This is a genomic window from Methylothermus subterraneus, from assembly GCF_054656915.1.
Window position 1 is genome coordinate 180,549 of record NZ_BAAHXK010000004.1, and the last position, 19,579, is coordinate 200,127.

Sequence of the window (19,579 nt, forward strand, 5' to 3'; positions counted from 1 at the left end):
ATGGCAGCCCGAGCATGGATAAGCCCTTAAGGCGGCAAACTTCTTTTATCGGCTGGTATTACGCGTGCGCCTTGCTGATTCCCCTTCTGTGCGGGGGATTTTTGGTAAGTGCTCCGCAGCACGGAGGCTACGCGCTGCTTTGGCTTTTGCCCATGGCGGCGCCGGTGGTGAGCGACTATTTAGGCTTTAAAGCGCCTCCGGTTGCCGTACCCGAGGCGCCCAAGCCGATTCGCTGGCTGCCGGTGCTCTTGGCGCTGGCGTTTGTCGGAATCACCTTGGGGCTTTTGCTCCAAAGCCGAACGTGGCGCTTGGATTCGCCGCAGGCTTTGGCCGACACGTTGGCTTGCCTGGTGGTGGTAAAGTTTTTGTTCGGCAGCAACGCCGCCGTCGCCCTGGTCGCCGCCCACGAACTGATCCACCGCCGCGCCAAGCTCCTGCGCGCGCTCGGGCGGGTGGTGTTGATTTTGTGCGGTTATGAGCACTTTTTCACCGAGCACCTGCGCGGCCACCACCGCCGCGCCGGCTCGCTTAACGATCCGGCCACCGCCCGCCTGGGCGAGAGCTACCGGGAGTTTTGGCGGCGCACCGTCTTGGCCCAGTTCCAAAACGCCTGGCGCCTGGAATGCCGGCGGCTCCGCCTGGGATCGCGGCCGAGCTGGCGCTGGCTGCGCCATCGGGTGCTGCAGGGGGTGATCGCCGAGTTGGGTTTGCTCTTGGCGATCGGCTTAGGGTTTGGGCTGCTGCCGCTTTTGGCGTTCGTCCTCCAGGCGCTGATGGGAGTGCGCAACCTGGAGGCGATCAACTACGTCCAGCACTGGGGGCTGACCCCCACTCCCTGGCGTACCGACGCTTGGTGCTCGACCTATTTGCTGTTGGGGTTGGCCCGCCACGCCCACCACCACCGCCGCCCCAAGGTGCCGTTTTACCGCCTTGAGCCTTCCCCGAACGCGCCCGAGTTGCCTTACGGTTATTTTGCTTTGATGTTCGTGGTAGCCTATGCCAACCGCGCTTTCCAAAAGGCGGCGCGAGCGGAACTTAGGCGTTTTAAAATGAACGCTGGCGCTTAAGGATCGGTCTTAAGTTTGAACCCACTTAACAAGGAGAACGCATGCAGAAGCTCATCGCCCTCGTTTTTCTCGTTGGTCTTGGCGGTTGCGCCAGCTACGGCACCTGGCGGCCCACCGTGGACCCTTACAACGATCCCAACGCCCACCGCATCCAGCAGGATTTGGCCGAATGCCAGATGCTCGCCAAGCAAGCCTCAGGCGGCACTTGGGAGGAAGTGGTCAAAGGCGGCTTGGTCGGCGGTGCCGTCGGCGCGGCTACCGGCGCGGTGGTCGGCGCTTTGACCGGAGCGCCGGGCAAAGGCGCGGCCTGGGGCGCCGGGCTGGCCGGGATGAGCGCCGGCACCTGGCAGGGCTTGAGCGCCGAGGAGCGCTACAAGCGGGTCTATATCCAGTGCATGCGCAACCGCGGTCATAACGTGCTCGATTGATCCAGGTGAGCGAGGATGGCTTGCCCAAAGCCCGAACAGCTGACCTCGGTGGCGCCTTCCATCTGCCGGGCCAGATCGTAGGTGACGGTCTTGGCCCGGATGGCGCCCGTGATGCCGCGCAGGATGAGATCGGCCGCCTCGCCCCAGCCGATATGACGCAGCATCATCTCTGCCGACAAAATCAAGGAGCTGGGGTTGACCTTGTCTTGCCCGGCGTACTTGGGGGCAGTGCCATGGGTGGCCTCAAACAGCGCGATTTCGTCCCCGAGGTTGCCGCCCGGGGCCAGGCCGATGCCGCCCACCTGGGCGGCGAGGGCATCGGAGAGGTAATCGCCGTTGAGGTTGGGGGTGGCGATTACGTCGTATTCCTCCGGACGCAGCAGGATCTGCTGGAAGAAGGCGTCGGCGATCACGTCCTTGACCACGATCGTCCGGCCCGTTTTAGGATTTTGGAAGGCGTGCCAGGGGCCGCCGTTTAGGGGCTGGGCGCTAAACTCCGCGCGCGCGACTTCGTAGCCGAAGGCGCAAAACGCCCCTTCGGTGAACTTCATGATGTTGCCCTTGTGCACTAAAGTCACCGAGGCGCGGTCGTGCTCGACCGCATAGCGCAGCGCCCGGCGCACCAGGCGCTTGCTGCCTTGCTCGGAGATCGGCTTGACGCCGAGGCCGCAGCGCTCGGGGAAGCGGATCTGGGTGACTCCCATTTCGTCCCGGAGGAACGCGATCAGCTTGTCGGCCTCTTTGGAACCCGGCGGCCACTCGATGCCGGCGTACACGTCCTCCGAGTTTTCCCGAAACACCACCATATCGACCCGTTCGGGGTGTTTGACGGGGCTGGGAACGCCTTCAAAATAGCGCACCGGGCGCAGGCACAGGTACAGGTCCAACGCCTGGCGCAAAGTCACGTTGAGGGAGCGGATGCCGCCGCCCACGGGCGTGGTCAGCGGCCCCTTGATGGCGACCTTGTATTCCCGGAGCGCGGCGAGGGTCTCCTCGGGCAGCCAGGCGCCGTAGAGACGGTGGGCTTTTTCTCCGGCGTAGATCTCCATCCAGGCGATCTTGCGCGCGCCGCCGTAAGCTTTGGCCACCGCCGCATCGACCACCCGCCGCATCACCGGCGTGATGTCTTGACCGATGCCGTCGCCTTCGATGAACGGGATGATGGGACGCGCGGGAACCTCCAAGGTAAAATCGGCGTTGACGCGGATTTTCTCGCCTTCGGGGGGAGTTTGGATAATCGAGTTCATGGGCTGGCCCTCCAGGGGGAATTTCTCTGATTATAAACGGCGCAAACTGATAAGATAAACGCGGATGAGACCGCCCGGTGGGTTAGGATGGATTGGCGTCGTTTGCTCTCCACGCGCCGCCTGGGCAAGGCGGCAGCTTCAGCGCCGCCGCTTGCGCCGCGCACCGAGTTTACGCGCGATTACGACCGCCTGATCTTTTCCTCTGCGTTTCGGCGCTTGCAGGACAAGACCCAAGTTTTTCCTTTGGCCAAAAGCGATTACGTGCGTACGCGCCTGACCCACAGCCTGGAGGTGGCCAGCGTCGGGCGCTCCTTGGGGATGCTCGCGGCCGAGGCGATTTTAAGGCGCGAGCCTGAGCTTGAGGGAGTGGTGATCCCCCAAGACTTGGGCACCTTGGCGGCGGCGGCGTGCCTGGCGCACGACATCGGCAATCCGCCGTTTGGCCACGCCGGCGAGGACGCGATCCGCGAGTGGTTTGCCCGCTGGCCCGGAATCGGGCAACTTACCGCAGCCCAAGCCCAAGACCTTTTGGAATTTGAAGGCAACGCCCAAGGTTTGCGGGTATTGTGCCGCCTGCAAAATCCCGAGCAACCCGGCGGGATGCAGATGACCTGCGCGATGCTGGCGGCGTTTGCCAAGTACCCGCGCGAGTCGGTGGTGGCGCAAGCGCAGCGCGAAGGCGCCTCCGGGCGCAAGTTCGGGTTTTTCCAGAGCGAGGCGCCTTGGTTTGAGGAGGTCGCCGCGGAGACAGGGCTTTTGCCCAAACCCGGCCCGGGCCGGGCCTGGGTGCGTCACCCGTTGGCGTTTCTGGTGGAGGCCGCCGACGACATCTGTTACCACGTGATCGACGTAGAAGACGGGTTCAAGACCGGGGTGGTCGCCTTCGAGCAATTGGAAGCGCTGCACGCGCCTTTTTTGTCGCCCAAGCAGCGCACCAAAGCCGAAGGCTTTGCCGACCCGGCGCAGCGGGCCGCTTATCTTCGCGCCTGCACCATCGACCGCTTGATCCGGGAAACGGCAGCGGTGTTCGCGGACCGCTACGACGGCATCATGAGCGGCGCTTTCGATTTGCCTTTGGTCGCCTGCATCGAGCACGCCCAAGCGTTTGCCGCGTTTAAGAGCGTAGCCGAGCGCCAGGTGTATCACTGTCAGGCGGCGGCTTCCGTCAAAGTCTGCGGCTTTGAGGTGATCGGCGGGCTGCTTGCGGCTTTCTTGGGCGCGATCGAGGAGCAAGCCTCCGGCAGCCTAAGCCCCCGGGCGCGCACCTTGCTTGGCCTGATGCCCGGCGGCGAGCGCGACTTCAAAGCCCTTTCTCCCTATCAGCGGGCCCTTGCCGCCACCGATTTTGTGGCCGGGATGACCGATTCCTATGCGGTGGAGCTCTACCGGCGCCTTCGCGGCATTTCCTTGCCGTGATAGCTTCGGCGCACTTAGGTAAAATGGATCAAGCGACGGAAGAAGACGATGCATATTCTGCTCAGCAACGACGACGGCTACACCGCCGAGGGCTTAATCCGCCTGGCCAAGGCCTTGCAGGCGAAGGCGCGGGTGACGGTCGTCGCGCCCGACCGCGACCGCAGCGGCGCGAGCAATTCCTTGACCTTGGACCGGCCGCTTCGGATCAGCCGGATGGAAAACGGCTTTTACCGGGTCGATGGCACCCCTACCGACTGCGTCCATCTGGCCATTACCGGTTTGCTCGAAGAGGAGCCCGATATGGTGCTGGCCGGCATCAACCACGGCGCCAACCTGGGCGATGACGTGCTGTATTCCGGCACCGTGGCGGCGGCGACCGAAGGCCGTTTCTTGGGATTTCCGGCGCTGGCTTTGTCTTTGGCGGGGGAGGAGCCGCGCCATTTCGACACCGCGGTGGCGGTGGCTTTGCGCCTGCTGGAGCAGATGGAAAAAAACCCTTTGCCCGCCGACACCATCCTCAACGTCAACGTCCCCAATCGGCCGCTTTCTGAGATTCGGGGGTTTCAGTCCACCCGCCTGGGGCAGCGGCACAAAGCCGAACCGGTGATCAAAGCCACCGATCCGCGCGGGCGGCCCGTTTACTGGGTGGGGCCGGCCGGTCCCGAGCAAGACGCCGGCCCCGGCACGGATTTTTACGCGATTCGCGCCGGCTACGTTTCGGTCACGCCGCTGCAGATTGACCTGACCCGTTACGCGGCGCTCGAGAGCCTCGCCGCCTGGCTGCCGGAGGGGCTTTGATGGCGAGCGCGAACCTAGACGGCATCGGCATGACCTCCCCTCGCGCCCGCGCGCGGATGGTCGAGCGCCTGCGCGCGCAAGGCATCCTCAACCCCAAGGTGCTGGAGGCCATGGCCAAGGTGCCGCGCCATCGCTTCGTGGACGAGGCCTTGGCCAGCCGCGCGTACGAGGACACCGCCTTGCCGATTGGCTTTGGCCAGACTCTGTCCCAGCCGTACACGGTCGCCCGGCTGGCCGAGCTGGCGGTCGGCCCGCGCCGCCCGGACAAGGTGTTGGAGGTAGGGACAGGCTCCGGGTATCAGACCGCGATCCTGGCCCAGCTGGCCGGGACCGTCTATACCGTAGAATGCATCGAGGCGCTGCAGAAAAAAGCCCGGTTCCGCCTGTACGACCTAAAAATCTACAACGTCAAGTATGCGCACTGCGACGGCAGCCAAGGCTGGCCCAAATACGCCCCTTACGACGTCATCGTGGTGACGGCCGCCGCCTGGGAGATCCCCGATCCTTTGCTTAAGCAGCTCGCCCCAGGCGGGGTGCTAGTCATCCCCGTCGAACAAGGACCTAGGCAGATCCTAAAGCGCATCACCTGCACCGAGGCCGGATACGCGGTCGAAGACATCGAGCCGGTCAAGTTTGTGCCTTTGCTGGGGGGCAAGGGCTAAATGTTTGAGCGCTTCTACCGCAAGGCGCTGGAATACGCTCGCCACCGTCACGCGATTTGGTATTTGCTCGGCCTAAGTTTCACAGAGGCGGTGTTTTCGCCGCTGCCGCCGGACTTTCTCCTGGTGCCGATGAGCCTGGCCGCGCCCGCGCGCGCCTTTGGGCTGGCCTTTTGGACCACACTCGCCTCGGTGCTGGGGGGGATGTTTGGCTATACGCTGGGTTATTTTTTCTTCTCCTTGATCGAACCCGGGCTCAAGGTTTGGCAGTATTGGGACGCCTACCTGACCGCCCAGCGCTGGTTTGCCGAGTTTGGGTTTTGGGCGGTGCTGGTGGCCGGCTTCTCCCCCATCCCGTACAAAATCTTTACCCTCGCCGCCGGCGCTTTGGCGATGAATCCGCTTGGGTTCTTGATCGCCTCGATCCTGGGCCGAGGCGGGCGGTTCTTTTTGGTCGCGGGCCTGATCCATTGGGGCGGCGAGCGCCTGGAGCAGGCGATCTACCGGCATATCAACCGGGTCGGGTGGGCGGCGGTCCTGGCGGTTTTGGTTTTGCTGGGTTATTGGGTGGGGAGAAGGTGAGTGAGGCGCTCTTTTAGATGCGCCACCTCCTCGCGCACCACGCCGTAGCGGTCTTTGGCCTCGGTTTCGGCCAGGATTTGCCGAGCGGTTTCGAGATGGCCGGCGTCGAGATGCTCGGCGGCCAGCAAAATACGGTAATCGAGTTTCTGCGGCACCAGCGCGCAAGCCTCTTGCAAGAGGGGAATGACTTCTTCAGGGTTGGCTCCCTGGCCGTTGCGATAGAGCGCTTGGCCCACCAGCACTTCGGCGCGATCGCGGGGGGCAAGGCGCGCGTTGCTTAAGGCGGCGGCAAAAACAGCCTCGGCCCAGGGCGTCAAGAGGCCGGACCGATCGTCCAAAATCTGCCGCATGAGGGCGTGCAGATTGATGCTGGTGGCCGCATCGGGTTTGCCTTGTTCGAGCCTGTGCAGCAATTCGCGCATGATGTTTGGATCAACTTGGCCTACCGCGTTTTTCTGCACGTAGAGCAGGCTAACTAACGGTGCAATGCCGTGGGAATCGAGGCGCACCGCGGCCCAATAATAGTCCATCGCCCGCGGCAAAAGCGGACGGGCGTGCTCTGGATGGCGAAAGAGGCCGCGCGCCAAGGTCTGCCCGGCCTCGAATTGGCTGCGGGCGGAGTTGGGGTGGCGCTCGGCTTCCATCAATGCGTGGCCAAAAAAATCCCCCCAGTCGGCGGCGCGCACCCAGGTCGCCCCGCCCCACAAAACCGCAATCCCCAGCCCAATCCAGGCGGGCCGAGGCGCAAAGCGGCGCGCCTCGCCAAGCCGACTTTTTAGCCACTGCAAGCCGCCCAAAAGCGCCAAGACCGGCCCCAGGACCGCCAAATAGTTGCGGTGTTCAAACACCAGCTCCAGCGGCCAGACGGTCGATTCGAGCAGGTGGCTGGCGTAAAACCAGGCGATCCCAAAGCTCAGCAAGGGCAGGGCGCGCCGCAGCCGCCAGGCGCCCACCAGCAAGCCAACGTGCCACAAAAGCGCCAAGGCGGTGGCAGGCGGCTCCCACAAGGAGCGGGAAAGCGGGTAATCGTCGTGGTACAGCCCCATGGCGCTCAGATCGGGAAGGACGATCAACCGCTGGTAAAACGCCAGCGCCCGCGCTTCGGTGAGCAAGCGCTCGATCGCGTTGAAATCGCGCCCGGCGTAGGCGCGGGTGAACCAATCCGGATGCCAAGCCAAGTACCCCAAGGCAAACAGCCCCACCACCGCCGCCCCGCTGTAAAACAGCGCCTTGAGCGCCCGCGTTTGCCCTGGCGACAGTCCCCTAAAGCGCAGCGCTCCCAGCTCGATCAACGCGGCATAAACCGGAGCGAGCAGGCCGTTTTCCTTGCTCAAAGTCGCCAGCGCGGCGCCCAAAGCCAAGCTCAGCAGCGCCAGGCCCAAGCGGTTTTGCCGTCTAAAGCGCACATAGCCCACAAGCCCAAGCAGCATGAAAAACGCCGCAAGCAAGGTCATGCGCTGGACCGTGTAGAGCACCGCCGAGACGTGCAAGGGATGCAGCAGCCAAAGCGCCGCCGCCCCCGCCGCCCACAGCCTCCCTTGCGCTTTTTCCATTCCTAAAAACGGCAAAAGGCGCCAAAGCAAGGCGTAGATCCCCAGGCCGCAGCCAAGGTGCAAGGCCACGTTGACCGCCTTCATGTAGGCGGGATTTCCGCCGTGGGCGAGGTGATCCAGAGCGAAGCTGACCAGGGCGATGGGCCGCCCGGTGGGGCCGGCCAAGGAAGAGTTGGCCGCCTGCCGCAGCCCGTCCAGGCTAAGGCGCTCGAGCTTGACGAAAGGGTTCTCCACAATATGCACGAAATCGTCGAAATAAAACCCCCCGGAAAGCCCCGGCGCGTAGACCCAGGCCGTGGCCAAAAGCGCGAACCAAAGCAAAAACCCCGGCAAGCGCCGGGGTCGTTGGACTGACAGCCTCTCCACGCTTACTTGCAGCTGCCGGGGAGGTATTTGGCAGGCATGGTGCCTGCTTTGCATTTCCACACCACCACGCCGCTCGCCGTCGAAACCGCCGAGAGCTGAATCGTTTTGCCCTGGGCGGCACTGGGAAGATCCGATCCCGATCCCTTCGTGGTGGCGGTAATGAGTCCACATGTCGAGCCGCAGGCTACGCCGCTTACATATTTGCCGGTAGCGCCGGTGTCGAAACCGACCGAGGTGGCTGATCCAAAGGCTTGGTGATAAGAATAATAGTCCGAGACCGCGGTCTTGACTTCGTCTAGGCGGAGGATGACCTCGGAGAGCTTGGAGCGCGTCATGTAGTCTTGGTACGCCGGCACCGCGATCGCCGCCAGAATGCCGACGATCGCCACGACGATCATCAGTTCGATGAGGGTAAAGCCTTGTTGTCTTTTCATGGGGTTTCTCCTTTGGGTTGAAAGTTAATACAGCTTGCGCTTAAAGTTAAGCAAAACCCTTGCCAAGTTTTTGGGTTCTGCAAGATCAAAGACTTGGATCGCAAAACGCGGCTTGGGGCGCCGCTTGGCTTGCCCTTTTCAGGCAGAAGGTGACGGATTTGGTCAGTCTAGCTTGGCCAGTAGTCCGCAGCCAGTGCTTGCGCTGCGGTAAAGGGCGGTTGGGGCGGAAACCTCGCCTCCTCCAAGCCGGTCTCTTCGGCCGCAAGCAGCCTCGCCTTCGAGTAAGCCGCGCAACAACTTGGCTTGCCTTTGGGTCCAGGTGTAGAAATCGGATTCATAAAGATCGGTGTTTATCGCCCGCGTCATGATTTTGGAACTTGGGCTATAATAATCAGCTTTTTGAACTGACCCAAGCGACCATGCGCCAGACCTTAACCCTGGGCATCCCAGGTTTTTCTTACCCCGATTTGTACGATCCAAGGCGGCTTGAAGTGTTGCTTTCGGCGTTTGAGCGCTTTGTCGGCGAGCGCGACCTGGGCTTGCGCGAAGAGTTTTTAGCCTACCGCCGTAGCCAAGGGGAGGGGATGGCGCCGCAGGCGGTCTCCGACCTGCTGGTGCGGATGGCGCCTTACGTGGGGGCGTTTGTGGCCAGGCTGTTTGGCGTGGAGGAGGCGTGCGCGGCCCGAAGGCGCCGGGTCGAAGAGGAATGGGAAACGGTGCTGCGCTTTAGGAGCGAGATCGTCGCAGAAGCGACCCGGCGCTTTGCCAAGGAAGAGCTTGCCGGCTGGGATTTGGATTCACTCCGCGCGCGCTTTGCCGCGCTCGTTGCCGCCTGGGGGGAAGGGGAGGACCGGGAACGAACGGTGGCGGCGCTCGCGGTCCGGCTGAAAGAGCTGGCGGCCGAGCCCGAAGCGTTGGCGTTGGCCGAGCTCAAGCAGAGGCTGGCCGCCCACCCGGAAGCGAGGCGCAGCTTGGCCAGGGAGCTTGCGCTTTCCCCGGCCGAACTTGCGGCGGCGCTGTACGAGTGCGTGCTGCGCTGGACCGCGGCGGCGGCCTGGCATCCGGAGTTTCAGCCTGAAGTCGCCGGCTGGGTGGCGTTTAAATTCCCTAGGCGCACCGACGTTCACCACCTGGTCGAGCACGCGCTGGTGGAGCGCTTCGAGGTGTCGGCCTGGGCCGCCCCAGCGGGGCAGCGGCGAAAGCGGGTGGGGTTCTCCTTGACCGACGATCGCTATCTTAAGCTGCGGCCGGCGCTGTACGAGGTCGATCGCTGCATCTATTGCCACGAGCGCGACACCGACTCGTGCGCCAAGGGGATGCGGGAGAAAAAGACCGGCAAGTTCAAGATCGGCCCGTTTGGCCACCCCGTGATCGGCTGCCCGCTGGGAGAAAAGATCTCGGAGATGCACACCCTAAAACGCCGGGGCGACGACCTGGGCGCCCTGGCCTTGATCCTGATCGACAACCCCATGGTTCCCGGCACCGGCCACAGGATTTGCAACGAGTGCATGAAGGGCTGCATCTTTCAAAAGACCGAGCCGGTCGATATTCCTTTGGTCGAGACCCACGTCCTGCGGCAGGTGTTGGAGTTGCCTTACGGGTTTGAGATCTACAGTCTGCTCACGCGCTGGAACCCGCTCAACGTCAAACGGCCGCACGCTTTGCCGTACAACGGCAAGAACGTGCTGGTGGTGGGCCTGGGGCCTTCTGGCTACACCCTGGCGCATTATCTGTTGAACGAGGGCTTTGGCGTGGTGGGGATCGACGGCCTCAAGATCGAGCCGCTCCCCAAGCGCTGGCTTTGGGACGGGGAGTGCCCGCCCGAGCCGGTGCGCGACTTTGGCGAATTGCTCGAAGACCTGGGCGAGCGCACGGTGCTGGGGTTCGGGGGGGTGGCCGAATACGGCATCACCGCGCGTTGGGACAAGAATTTTTTGAAGGTGATCTATCTCACCCTGGCGCGGCGGCGCAACTTTCGCCTCTACGGCGGGGTGCGCTTTGGCGGCACGCTCACCATCAACGAGGCCTGGGATTTGGGCTTTGACCACATCGCCATCGCCGCGGGGGCCGGCAAGCCCACCCTCATCCCCTTGAAGAACAATCTCATTCGCGGCATCCGTCAGGCGTCCGATTTCCTGATGGCGCTGCAGTTGTCCGGGGCGGCCAAGAAGTCCTCGCTCGCCAACCTTCAGGTGCGGCTGCCGGCGGGGGTGATCGGCGGGGGGCTGACCGCGATCGACACCGCCACCGAGCTTCTGGCCTATTATCCGGTGCAGGTGGAGAAGATCCTGGAACGCTACGAGACTCTGGCGGCCGAGCTGGGCGAGGCGCAGGTCAGGTCGCAGTACGATGCAGAAGAGCGGTTGATCCTCGACGAGTTCTTAGCCCACGGCCGCGCCATCCGCGCCGAGCGCGAGCGCGCCAAGGCCCGGGGCGAGGCGCCCGATTTCCTGCCGCTGTTGAATCTTTGGGGCGGGGTGACGGTGTTTTACCGCCGCGACCTGAAGAGTTCGCCCGCGTACCGCGAAAACCACGAGGAAATCCAGAAAGCCCTGGAAGAGGGGATCGTTCTGGCCGAGGGGATGAGCCCGGTGGAGGCGATCGCCGACGAATACGGCCACCTTAAAGCGGTTCGCTTCGCCAAGATGGTGCAAGTCGAAGGAAGATGGCAAGAGAGCGGGGAGACCGTCGAGGTTCCCTGCAGAACGCTGATGATCGCCGCCGGTACCTCGCCCAATACCCTTTACGAAGAAGAGCACCCCGGCACCTTCGACATGCAGGGCAAATACTATCGGCCGTTTGTCCCCAAGTGGTTAAACGATTTGCCGGAGCTTGAGCCGGTCGAAGACCCCCGCCCTGGCCCCAAGCTCAGCCCCCCGGCGCCGTTTACCTCGTATCGGCGGGGCGGCAAGTTCATCACCTTCTACGGCGACAACCACCCGGTCTACGCCGGCAGCGTGGTGCGGGCGATGGCCTCGGCCAAGGACAGCTACCCCCACATCGTGCGCCTGTTCCAGGCCGAGGTTTTAAATTTGGACCCGGCCGACCAGGCCGCGCGCGACCACGCCTGGGAAGAGTTTGGCGCGCGCTTGGACGAGTTGCTGTTGCCCAAAGTCGTGGAGGTGGTGCGTTTGACCCCCAACATCGTCGAGATCGTGGTCAAGGCGCCCATGGCCGCCAAGCACTTTGCCCCGGGGCAGTTTTACCGGGTCCAGAATTTCGAGGCGTGGGCCCCGGTCGTCGAGGGCACCCGCCTGGCGGCGGAAGGGCTGGCCCTGACCGGCGCGTGGGTGGACAAAGAGCGCGGGGTGGTTTCCCTGATCGTGCTGGAGATGGGCGGCTCCTCCAAGCTGTGCGCCTTATGGCGGCCGGGCGACCCGCTGGTGGTGATGGGGGTGACCGGCGCGCCCACCGAGATCCCTGCCGGCCGTACGGTGCTGTTGGTGGGCGGGGGCTTAGGCAACGCGGTGCTGTTTTCCATCGGCAGGGCGCTCAAGGCGGCCGGCAACCAGGTGCTGTACTTTGCCGGCTACCGCGCCAGCGGCGATGTGTTCAAGCGCGAGGAAATCGAGGCGGCCGCGGACGTGGTGGTGTGGGCGGTCGACGACCTGCCCGGCAATCGGCCGATTCCCACCACCCGCCCGCAGGACAAGAGCTTCAAAGGCAACCTGGTCGAGGCGATGCTGGCTTATGCGCGCGGGGCGCTGGGACCGACGCCGATCCACCTCGACGACGTGGATCATCTGATCGTCATCGGCTCCGACCGAATGATGCGTGCGGTCAAGGAGGCCCGGTTCGGGGTCCTTGCGCCTTATCTAAAGAAACAGCACACCGCCATCGGCTCGATCAATTCGCCCATGCAGTGCATGCTCAAAGGGGTGTGCGGCCAATGCTTGTGCCGGCACGTGGACCCGCAGACGGGGCGCGAATACTTCGTCTATTCGTGCTACAACCAGGACCAGGAGCTGGATCGGGTGGATTTCGACCACCTCCACGCCCGCCTACGCCAGAACACGGTGCAGGAAAAGCTCACCCATCTGTGGCTGGATTACCTTTTGGAACGGAAGTTGAAAAGCCGTTCTTAATATCGGCAAAAATCGATAAAATATTTAGTTTGGCTAAAGAAGTTGACGCCTTTAACAATCCGAGAGCTTGAAACGTTATGGTTAAAATTCGGTTGGCACGCACAGGCAAGAACAAACGTCCTTTTTATCACGTGGTGGTGGCCGACAGCCGCGCCAAGCGCGACGGTCGGCATATCGAGCGGGTAGGCTATTTCAACCCGCTCGCCGAAGACGGCGAGGCCCGCCTCAAACTGGACATGGAGCGGGTCGAGCTGTGGCTGGGACGCGGCGCCCAGATGACGGATCGGGTCAAGAGCTTGCTGCGCGAGTGGCGCAAGCGCAGCGAGGGGCAAGCGGCCTAAAAGGGCGTGAAGCGCGTTCCCGTCGGCGAGATCTCCGGGGTGTTCGGTCTCCAGGGGTGGGTGAAGGTGCGCTCCTACACCGAGCCGCGCGAGAACATTTTGCGCTACTCCCCTTGGGAGCTCGAGCATCGCGGCCAGCGCTGGGAAGTCACGGTCACCGCCGGACGCCGGCACGGGCCGGCGGTGGTGGCGGCGCTGGCCGGGATCGTCACGCCGGAGCAGGCGCACGCCTTGCGCGGCGCCAAAATCAGCATCGCCCGCAGCCAATTGCCGCCGCTTCCGCCCGGCGAGTTTTACTGGGTCGATCTGATCGGGCTTGAGGTTTTTGATCTTAACGGCCGGTCGCTCGGGCGGGTGGTCGAGTTGATGGAGACCGGCGCCAACGACGTGTTGATCGTGCGCGGCAGCGAGCGGGAGATACTGATTCCCTGGCTGCGCGATCGCGTGATCCGGGAACTGGATCTCGACGCCGGAGTGATGCGGGTGGACTGGGATCCGGATTACTGATGCGCTTTGACGTGATCACCCTGTTTCCGGAAATGGTCGATCACGCCTGCCGGTTCGGGGTGACCGGGCGGGCGCGGAAGCGGGGGCTGATGCGTTTGGTGCTGTGGAACCCGCGCGATTTTAGCCGCGACCGCCACCGCACGGTGGACGACCGCCCCTACGGCGGGGGGCCGGGGATGGTGCTCAAAGTCCAGCCGCTCAGAGACGCGATCCGGGCCGCCAAGGCGGACGCCGGGGGGCGGACGCCAGTGGTTTACCTATCTCCGCAAGGCGCGCGTTTGGATCAAGCCGCGATCCAACGGTTTGCCGCAACGGCGGGGATGATCCTGGTGGCCGGGCGCTACGAAGGCATAGACCAGCGCGTGCTGGAGCGCGAGATCGACGAAGAGTGGTCGATCGGCGATTACGTGCTCTCGGGCGGGGAATTGGCCGCGCTGGTGCTGATCGATGCGGTGACGCGGCTGTTGCCCGGAGCTTTGGGCGATGCCGAGTCGGCGGGGCAGGATTCTTATGCGGATGGCCTGTTGGATCACCCCCACTATACTCGGCCGGCCGAGATCGACGGGCAGCGTGTGCCGGAGGTCTTGCTCAGCGGGGATCATCGCGCGATCGCCCGTTGGCGTAAAAAACAGGCTTTGGGCCGAACCTGGCTCAGGCGTCCCGATCTTCTGGCGCGGCGGACGCTGGATGCGGAAGAGCAACTCTTGTTGGAAGAATTCAAACGTGAATTGGAGCAGCAACATGGGCAATATCATTGAAGAAATCGAAAAAGAACAGATCGCCAAATTCGCCAAATCCATCCCGGATTTTTGGCCCGGCGATACGGTGGTGGTGCAGACCAAAGTCAAAGAGGGCGATCGCGAACGCCTGCAAGCCTTCGAAGGGGTCGTGATCGCCAAGCGCAACCGCGGCTTGAATTCTTCCTTTACCGTGCGCAAGGTTTCCCACGGCGAAGGGGTGGAGCGGGTGTTTCCGCTGTATAGCCCGATGCTGCAGGAGATCACGGTCAAGCGGCGCGGCAAAGTGCGCCGGGCCAAGCTGTATTATCTGCGTAAGTTGCGCGGCAAGGCGGCGCGGATCAAGGAAAAGATCTAAAGGTGGCGATTCGGTGGCGGCCTTGCGCCGCCCAAGGTCTCTCAAAGCGCGGGATAATGCGCACCCCGTGCGGGATTTTGGAGCTTAAAGCGCAAGGGGAAATCCTCACCGATCTGTCCTGGCGGACCGGGACGGAGCAAGAGGAAGACGGAGAGCTGGCTGCGGTTAAAGCGCAGCTAAAGGCCTATTTTCGCGATCCGGCCACCCCGTTTGAGTGCGTCTTGGCCGCCAAGGGAAGCGCTTTTTGCCGCCGCGTCTGGCAAGCCTTGCTCGCCATTCCGCCCGGCGAGGCGCGCACCTACGGCGAGCTGGCGCGGCAGCTTGGGACTTACCCGCGGGCGGTGGCCGCCGCCTGTCGCGCCAACCCTTACCCCATCCTCGTGCCTTGCCATCGCGTCGTGGCCAAATCGGGCTTGGGCGGCTATTGCGGCCGATCTTTAGGCGAGGCGGTGGAAATCAAGCGGTGGTTGCTGCGCCACGAAGGATGGATGAGCCGTTAATCGATCGCTTCCTCGACGCCCTGTGGCTGGAAGAGGGCTTGAGCCAAAATACGCTGCAAGCCTATGGTTCCGATTTGCGGCTGTTTGCCGCCTGGCTCAAAAAGCCCTTAAGCGAAGCGAGCGCAGCAGACGTCACGCGCTATCTAGCGCACCGTTTCCGCGCCGGAGTCAGCGCCCGCTCCAGCGCCCGCCTTCTGTCTTCTCTGCGCAAGTTTTATCGCTACCTGGTGCGCGAAGGCTTGAGCGCGGGCGACCCTTGCGCGGGGATCGCCTCGCCGTATCTTGGCCGCAGCCTGCCGGACACCTTGAGCGAAGCGGAGGTCGAGGCCCTGCTCAAGGCGCCCGATCCCAGCCGGCCTTTGGGGCTTCGGGACCGCTGTATGATCGAGGTGCTGTACGCCACCGGCGTGCGGGTCTCGGAATTGGTGGGGCTTAAGGGCGAGCAATTGGACCGCAGGCTGGGTGTGGCCCGCATCTTCGGCAAAGGCGGCAAGGAGCGGCTGGTGCCGTTAGGCGAGGAGGCGAAAATATGGCTGGAGGAGTATCTTGAAAAATCCCGGCCCGTGCTGCTGGGCGCTCGGCAGTCGGCGTTCCTATTTGTCACCCAGCGCGCCGCTCCCCTTACCCGCCAGGCGTTTTGGCATCGGCTCAAACGCTACGCGCGCCAGGCAGGGATAGAAAAACCCATCTCGCCGCATACTTTGCGCCACGCATTCGCCACTCATTTGCTCGACCACGGCGCCAACTTGCGCGCAGTGCAGATGCTTTTAGGCCACAGCCGCCTCTCTACGACGCAGATTTACACCCACGTCGCCCAAGCCCGGCTTAAAGAGCTGCACGCGCGCTTTCATCCGCGCGGCTAGCCTAGAATAAAGTTAGGCATCTACAAGCTGAAAAAGGAGAAACTCATGAGCGCGCGGATTTTGGTCACCGGCGGGGCCGGCTACATCGGCAGCCACACCTGCGTTGAGCTGCTGGCGGCCGGTTTTGCGGTGACGGTGGTGGACAACCTCGTGAACAGCAAGTTCGAAGCGATCCGACGGGTGGAACAGATCGCCGGCAAAAGGATCGAGTTCGTCAAAGCCGACCTCCGCGAGGCGGAAACGCTCGGCCGGATTTTCGCCCGCACCGAGATCGCCGCGGTCGTCCACTTTGCCGGGCTCAAGGCGGTGGGGGAGGCGTGCGCGCAGCCTCTGGCCTATTACCGCAACAACGTTGCCGGCACGATTAGCCTGTGCGAAGCGATGGCGGCCGCGGGGGTCAAACGCCTGGTGTTTAGCTCTTCGGCCACGGTTTACGGCGATCCTAAAAGCTGCCCCATCCGCGAGGATTTTCCCTTGCAACCCAGCAACCCTTACGGCCGCACCAAGCTGTTCATCGAGGAAATCTTGCGCGATCTGGTAGCGGCCGATCGCTTGACCGGCGCTTCTCCTCCCTGGACGGTGACCTTGCTGCGCTATTTCAACCCCATCGGGGCCCACCCGAGCGGCCTGATCGGCGAGGATCCCAAAGGCGTTCCGAACAACCTCATGCCTTATATTACCCAGGTGGCGGTCGGGAAACTGCCGGAGCTCAAAGTGTTCGGCGGCGACTGGCCGACCCGCGACGGCACCGGGGTGCGCGATTACATCCACGTGGTGGACTTGGCCAAAGCCCACGTCAAGGCGGTGGAAAAGCAACTTTGCGGCCCGCCGGGAGGGGTTTTCACCTATAACCTTGGAACCGGCAGAGGCTACAGCGTCCTGGAGGTGGTGCGCGCGTTCGCGCAGGTCACCGGCCGCCCGGTGCCGTACCGCATCGTCGCGCGCCGGCCTGGGGACGTGGCCGAAGTCTACGCCGACCCGACGCTCGCCGCCAAAGAATTGGGCTGGCGCGCCGAGTTCGGGATCGAAGCCATGGTGCGCGACGCCTGGCGCTGGCAGAGCCAAAATCCGGATGGTTACCCTTAGTGGCGCTCGAAGACCTGATCGAGTTTCCAGTACCAGCCGGTTGGGTCTTGCGGTGCGAAATGGCGCTTTAAGACCACGTCGAAGCGGCGGCCCAAGGCCTCGACCGGGTTGAAGACCAGGTCGGTCGAGTCCGGCAGCAGGATGGCCCCGGGCACAGGTCCCCCAGGTCGTAGAGCGTAGCTCTCCAGGCGCCAGTACAGCCCGTGCGGATCGTCCGGGTTGGGGTAGAAGGCCAGCTTGGCCTGGTAGGCCTGGCCGTTTACGTCCACCGCGGCGAGGGTCACCGACCAGTCGGATTCTAGGCGGGCCGGTGCGGGGGGATCCAAACCGATCTCGACCTGAAGGCGGTAGGGGCCTTCCTGCAGCGTCCGCAACGCGCTGTTGGCGACCACCTGATAGCGGCCGGGGGGAAAGTGTTTGACGATCAGCGCCGAGGTCGAGGCGCCGGAATCGTCGTCGGTGGCCAGGACCTGGCCGCCTTGGCGGATTTCCAAGTAAGGGTCGAGCGCTTGCGAATCCATGCGCACGACGACCAAGCCGGCCACCGGCAAATCCAGGGTGTACAGGTCCACCGCGCTGTCGTCGCTGGCGAATGCGTCTTCCGCGATGTCCAGGCGCCGGCAGTCGGCCGCCTCGAGGCGCTCCTCCAGCCAAACATTGAGCGGCAAGGGGCGGGGCTGGCAGGCGGGCGGCAAAGGCGCCTGGCCGTAAAGAGCGGCGACGCCCTCGAGGTCATCCTTCTGCGGCAGCGTCAGGTCGTCCACCAGGCTGGACATGATCGCAGGAACCCGATCCTCATGGCCCAGCCCCAAGGCGTGGCCCAGTTCGTGGGTGGCGACCCGGGTGAAATCGGTGGCCCGCGCGCGCAAGGGGCCGTCGTAGACGTCCCAGGGCTCGTTGTCGTTGAACACGATGTCGGTCTCGAGCAAAGCGCCGCGGGAAAAGACGCTGTAGGTGATCGCCAGAGTCGTGGAACCGAAGGCAAAGCCGCAATCGTCGCGCCGGAAAGCGGCGCTGTTGATGCCGTCGTCGCGGCAAGGGTCGGCAGGGTCGATCTGCCCGCGGAAGGTGAAGGCGGTGCGCGCGTTCCAGCGCGCCAGCGCTTCCTCGAAGGCGCGGTTCCAAGGCACCCCGCTCGGCGCGGCGCGTTCCCCGCGCGTGTTCACGAGGTCATAGACAAAGCGCGTTTGGGCTTGCGGCCAGCGGTTACCGCTTAGGACGTAGGCGCACGCGCTCCAACTTAAGCCAAGACCCAAAACCAAACCGAGCCACCTCATCTTGGCAGGTGCTGGCGCAACTGTTTTTTGAACTCCTCCAGCGACAGCGCCTCAGAGATTTGGGCGTCGCGCCGGGTGAGGACCCCTTTGGCTACCCCTCGGCTCAGCCGGGGAGAGCCAGCGGCGGGCGCAAATTCCACCTGCGTGACGGGCTGGCCGTTGGCGGCGCGGACGCGCAGGCGGCCCGATTCGTCTGGATAAGCGACGAAATGGCCCTGGGACCAGCCGTAAAGAGGGTGGACCAGGCGGGTGGTTAGGGATTCGACGAAATAAATCCCGCGTTCTCCCAGCGCCGGATAGTCCATCGCTTCTATTGCCAGGCGCTTTGCGCCGCTTTCCCCACCGAGGAAATCGAGAGTCAGGGTGGGGCGCTCGTAACGACCCTTGATCACGTCCAGCACCCGAAACTCGATGCGGGTGAACGGCCGCTGATCCAGCGTCTCTCCCCCCCTTACCCGAACGACCTCGCCTTCGAAGACAAGTTCGGCGCGCTCGAGCATCTCCTGCAGGCTGACCTCGCGCACCGAAGTCGCCGAGGCGGTGGCGAGCCAGCCAGCGATGAGCAAAGCGACCAAGCGCAAAATCATCGCCAAAGCCTCCTGTGGATCGTTGCCAGGATCGCCTCGGCTGTGGCGTGATGGGCGTCCAGGACAAGGTCCAATTCCGCCCGGCAGGCCTGGGTAAAATCCGAATCCTCAATCGCGTTCAGGTTGGCGGCGACGTTCAGCGCACACGCTTTAAGGGCCGCGTGCGCCGCCAGCGCGCCAACCCCGGCGTCGATGATGGCGTTGGGGTTGCCGCGTTCGGCCGCCTGACGGCACAGCTCGAGGACTTCGGCGCACAGGTGGGCGCAGGTCAAAGGCACTTCGGCGGCCGCCTTGAGCGCGGCCTGAACGGCGCGCTGACGGTGCGCTCTGTCTGTCTCTGTCGCCTTGGGCAGGCGATAAGCGGCCATGACCTCGTCAAAAGCAGCGATGTCGGCTTCGGCCGCGCCCGCCAGACGCTCGCGCAGGGTTTCCGCTCGCTGCAAAAGCGCCTGCATTTCCCCTTCCAGGGCTTGGTATTTGGGTTTGCCGAGAGTAAGATTGGCGACCATGCTCACCAACGCCGCCCCCATCGCCCCCATGAGCGCGGCGGCGCTGCCCCCGCCCGGGGTGGCAGAAGGCCCAGCCAGTCGGTCCAGGAACGTTTGGATGGATTGGTCCTTGAGCATTTGAGCCTCGACTGGGGCAGAAACGTGGAGTCATTATATCTATATCTTGGTACAAAGACGCA

21 protein-coding genes are annotated in these 19,579 nt (G+C 63.7%); 14 read left to right on the forward strand and 7 right to left on the reverse strand.

The annotated features are described in order from the left end of the window. Positions 1-14 precede the first annotated feature (14 nt). Both ACYQ3M_RS05420 and ACYQ3M_RS05425 read left to right on the forward strand, forming a co-directional pair. Positions 15-1,067, forward strand: a complete 1,053-nt coding sequence (locus tag ACYQ3M_RS05420) for a fatty acid desaturase (protein WP_460035042.1) — start codon at positions 15-17, stop codon at positions 1,065-1,067. A gap of 41 nt (positions 1,068-1,108) precedes the next feature. Beyond that, a complete protein-coding gene (locus ACYQ3M_RS05425; RefSeq protein ID WP_460035043.1) occupies positions 1,109-1,495 on the forward strand; it encodes a glycine zipper family protein in 387 nt (128 codons plus the stop codon). On the opposite strand, the gene icd is transcribed toward ACYQ3M_RS05425, so the two are convergent. Beyond that, positions 1,477-2,742: an NADP-dependent isocitrate dehydrogenase gene (gene icd, locus ACYQ3M_RS05430; protein ID WP_460035044.1), complete on the reverse strand. Its 1,266-nt coding sequence runs from the start codon at positions 2,740-2,742 to the stop codon at positions 1,477-1,479. The two genes, ACYQ3M_RS05425 and icd, sit on opposite strands and share 19 nt — an antisense overlap. Before the next feature lie 87 nt (positions 2,743-2,829). Between icd and ACYQ3M_RS05435 the strand changes: the two genes are divergently transcribed. From ACYQ3M_RS05435 to ACYQ3M_RS05450, 4 genes are read left to right on the forward strand one after another with little or no spacing between them, the layout of a single operon-like run. Then, positions 2,830-4,158: a deoxyguanosinetriphosphate triphosphohydrolase gene (locus tag ACYQ3M_RS05435; protein ID WP_460035045.1), complete on the forward strand. Its 1,329-nt coding sequence runs from the start codon at positions 2,830-2,832 to the stop codon at positions 4,156-4,158. Positions 4,159-4,206: 48 nt separating this feature from the next. Further along, on the forward strand, positions 4,207-4,956 hold the full coding sequence (gene surE / locus ACYQ3M_RS05440; RefSeq protein WP_460035046.1) for a 5'/3'-nucleotidase SurE: 750 nt from the start codon (positions 4,207-4,209) through the stop codon (positions 4,954-4,956). Continuing rightward, a complete protein-coding gene (locus ACYQ3M_RS05445; protein WP_460035047.1) occupies positions 4,956-5,618 on the forward strand; it encodes a protein-L-isoaspartate(D-aspartate) O-methyltransferase in 663 nt (220 codons plus the stop codon). Before surE ends, ACYQ3M_RS05445 begins: the two co-directional genes overlap by 1 nt. Beyond that, a complete protein-coding gene (locus ACYQ3M_RS05450; RefSeq protein WP_460035048.1) occupies positions 5,619-6,197 on the forward strand; it encodes a YqaA family protein in 579 nt (192 codons plus the stop codon). Here ACYQ3M_RS05450 and ACYQ3M_RS05455 read toward each other — a convergent pair. From ACYQ3M_RS05455 to ACYQ3M_RS05465, 3 genes are all read right to left on the reverse strand, one after another. Further along, the gene (locus ACYQ3M_RS05455; protein ID WP_460035049.1) at positions 6,176-8,116 is read right to left on the reverse strand and encodes a hypothetical protein; all 1,941 of its coding nucleotides are present in this window, start codon (positions 8,114-8,116) and stop codon (positions 6,176-6,178) included. The two genes, ACYQ3M_RS05450 and ACYQ3M_RS05455, sit on opposite strands and share 22 nt — an antisense overlap. 2 nt (positions 8,117-8,118) lie before the next feature. Then, entirely contained in the window at positions 8,119-8,550 is a 432-nt protein-coding gene (locus ACYQ3M_RS05460) for a pilin (protein WP_460035050.1), read from the reverse strand. 167 nt (positions 8,551-8,717) lie between these two features. Next, on the reverse strand, positions 8,718-8,888 hold the full coding sequence (locus ACYQ3M_RS05465) for a DUF29 family protein (protein ID WP_460035051.1): 171 nt from the start codon (positions 8,886-8,888) through the stop codon (positions 8,718-8,720). Between the two features lie 81 nt (positions 8,889-8,969). On the opposite strand from ACYQ3M_RS05465, the gene ACYQ3M_RS05470 reads away from it, so the two are divergent. From ACYQ3M_RS05470 to galE, 8 genes are all read left to right on the forward strand, one after another. Next, positions 8,970-12,635, forward strand: a complete 3,666-nt coding sequence (locus ACYQ3M_RS05470) for an FAD-dependent oxidoreductase (protein WP_460035052.1) — start codon at positions 8,970-8,972, stop codon at positions 12,633-12,635. Between the two features lie 77 nt (positions 12,636-12,712). Further along, positions 12,713-12,976, forward strand: a complete 264-nt coding sequence (gene rpsP / locus ACYQ3M_RS05475) for a 30S ribosomal protein S16 (protein ID WP_460035053.1) — start codon at positions 12,713-12,715, stop codon at positions 12,974-12,976. A gap of 6 nt (positions 12,977-12,982) precedes the next feature. Further along, complete coding sequence (rimM, locus tag ACYQ3M_RS05480) at positions 12,983-13,483, forward strand: ribosome maturation factor RimM (RefSeq protein WP_460035054.1); 501 nt, start codon at positions 12,983-12,985, stop codon at positions 13,481-13,483. Then, positions 13,483-14,241: a tRNA (guanosine(37)-N1)-methyltransferase TrmD gene (trmD, locus tag ACYQ3M_RS05485; RefSeq protein ID WP_460035055.1), complete on the forward strand. Its 759-nt coding sequence runs from the start codon at positions 13,483-13,485 to the stop codon at positions 14,239-14,241. The genes rimM and trmD overlap by 1 nt, the downstream gene beginning before the upstream one ends. Beyond that, entirely contained in the window at positions 14,225-14,578 is a 354-nt protein-coding gene (gene rplS, locus ACYQ3M_RS05490; protein ID WP_460035056.1) for a 50S ribosomal protein L19, read from the forward strand. The genes trmD and rplS overlap by 17 nt, the downstream gene beginning before the upstream one ends. 56 nt (positions 14,579-14,634) lie before the next feature. Next, complete coding sequence (locus tag ACYQ3M_RS05495; RefSeq protein ID WP_460035057.1) at positions 14,635-15,078, forward strand: methylated-DNA--[protein]-cysteine S-methyltransferase; 444 nt, start codon at positions 14,635-14,637, stop codon at positions 15,076-15,078. Then, positions 15,063-15,941: a site-specific tyrosine recombinase XerD gene (gene xerD / locus ACYQ3M_RS05500; protein ID WP_460035058.1), complete on the forward strand. Its 879-nt coding sequence runs from the start codon at positions 15,063-15,065 to the stop codon at positions 15,939-15,941. Before ACYQ3M_RS05495 ends, xerD begins: the two co-directional genes overlap by 16 nt. 45 nt (positions 15,942-15,986) lie before the next feature. Next, the gene (gene galE, locus ACYQ3M_RS05505) at positions 15,987-17,027 is read left to right on the forward strand and encodes a UDP-glucose 4-epimerase GalE (protein ID WP_460035059.1); all 1,041 of its coding nucleotides are present in this window, start codon (positions 15,987-15,989) and stop codon (positions 17,025-17,027) included. Here the strand turns inward: galE and ACYQ3M_RS05510 are convergent. Genes ACYQ3M_RS05510 through fchA form a run of 3 tightly spaced genes read right to left on the reverse strand, consistent with a single transcriptional unit; the run spans position 17,024 to position 19,517 of the window. Then, complete coding sequence (locus ACYQ3M_RS05510) at positions 17,024-18,304, reverse strand: matrixin family metalloprotease (protein WP_460035060.1); 1,281 nt, start codon at positions 18,302-18,304, stop codon at positions 17,024-17,026. The two genes, galE and ACYQ3M_RS05510, sit on opposite strands and share 4 nt — an antisense overlap. Further along, positions 18,301-18,891, reverse strand: a complete 591-nt coding sequence (locus tag ACYQ3M_RS05515) for a hypothetical protein (RefSeq protein ID WP_460035061.1) — start codon at positions 18,889-18,891, stop codon at positions 18,301-18,303. The genes ACYQ3M_RS05510 and ACYQ3M_RS05515 overlap by 4 nt, the downstream gene beginning before the upstream one ends. Next, entirely contained in the window at positions 18,888-19,517 is a 630-nt protein-coding gene (gene fchA / locus ACYQ3M_RS05520; RefSeq protein ID WP_460035062.1) for a methenyltetrahydrofolate cyclohydrolase, read from the reverse strand. The genes ACYQ3M_RS05515 and fchA overlap by 4 nt, the downstream gene beginning before the upstream one ends. Positions 19,518-19,579 lie beyond the last annotated feature (62 nt).